Source organism: Rhodanobacter sp. C06 (genome assembly GCF_002001105.1).
Classification (GTDB): Bacteria; Pseudomonadota; Gammaproteobacteria; order Xanthomonadales; family Rhodanobacteraceae; genus Rhodanobacter_A.
This window is the reverse complement of record NZ_MUNP01000029.1, coordinates 1-1182: the sequence shown is the minus strand read 5'-3', so window position 1 is coordinate 1182 and position 1182 is coordinate 1. Positions and strand designations below refer to the sequence as shown.

General features: G+C 66.2%; 1 protein-coding gene. It reads left to right on the top strand.

The genetic code is table 11. The annotated features are described in order from the left end of the window. Positions 1 to 69: 69 nt before the first annotated feature. The gene (locus B0E52_RS02935; protein WP_077481612.1) at positions 70 to 1149 is read left to right on the top strand and encodes an IS5 family transposase; all 1080 of its coding nucleotides are present in this window, start codon (positions 70 to 72) and stop codon (positions 1147 to 1149) included. Positions 1150 to 1182: the final 33 nt, after the last annotated feature.

The following is a 1182-nucleotide window of genomic DNA, read 5'->3' as shown; positions in this document are numbered from 1 at the left end:
CAGGCTGTTGAGAAACCTCCGCGCGCCGCCGCGGTCATAGACGTTCTCAATCACTGACCGCCCGATCCGATGCGCAGCCCCGACGTCCAGCAGCTTGGCATGTTCTCGTATGTATCGGTCGAAGACCGCGTGCCGTCCGATCATCCGATCCGCAAACTGCGGATTCTGGTGGACGCGATCCTGGGCGAGCTCGATGAGCTGTTGGCGGTGCGCTATGCCGCGGGCGGTCGTCCGTCGATCCCGCCCGAGCGCATCCTGCGCGCCTCGCTGCTGCAGGTGGTCTACAGCGTGCGCAGCGAGCGGCTGCTGATGGAGCAGCTCAACTACAACCTGCTGTTCCGCTGGTTCGTGGGCCTGGACATCGACGATCCGGTGTGGGACCACTCGACGTTTTCCTTCAACCGCCAACGGCTGTTCGACGAGGCGATTGCCCAGCACTTCTTCGAGCACACCGTGCTGCTGGGGCGGTTGCGCGACCTGGTCAGCGACGAGCACTTCTCGGTGGACGGCACGCTGCTGGAGGCGTGGGCCTCGCACAAGAGCTTCCGGCCCAAGGACGATCACGACGAGGGCGATGGCGACAATTTCCGCGGTCAGCCGCGCAGCAACGAGACGCACGCGTCCACCACGGATCCGGATGCCCGCTTGATCCGCAAGGGCAAAGGCAAGGAGGCGAAGCTGAGCTACCTGGCGAACAGCCTGATGGAGAACCGTCATGGTCTCGTGGTCGGCGTGGACGTCCGCCATGCCAGCGGCACCGGCGAGCGGGACGGTGCCTTGGATCTGCTCACCGCGGCGGGCGTCAGGCAAGGAGCCACCCTGGGTGCGGACAAGGGCTATGACACGCAGGACTTCGTCGCAGCACTGAGGGCGCGCGGAATCGTGCCGCATATCGCACGCAACACGGGCAACGGTCGACGCAGTGCCGTGCCGCGAGCGGTGGCGCGCACGCGCGGCTACGGCATCAGCCAGAAGGTGCGCAAACGGATCGAGCAGGGCTTTGGCTGGATCAAGACCATCGGCGGGCTGCGCAAGCTGCCGAGAGTAGGCCTCGCCGCAGTGCGCGGTTGGGTGACCTGGACGTTTGCCGCCTACAACCTGATCCGCCTCGGTGGCATCGGCGAGTGGTGGGAACCGTCGCCGACATGAGCAACGGTGGGAGACGTGCGTCCGCAGGGCGGG

Excerpts from the sequence above, each read along its gene's own strand:
- B0E52_RS02935 (WP_077481612.1), top strand. The coding sequence starts at position 70 with ATGCGCAGCCCCGACGTCCAGCAGCTTGGCATGTTCTCGTATGTATCG.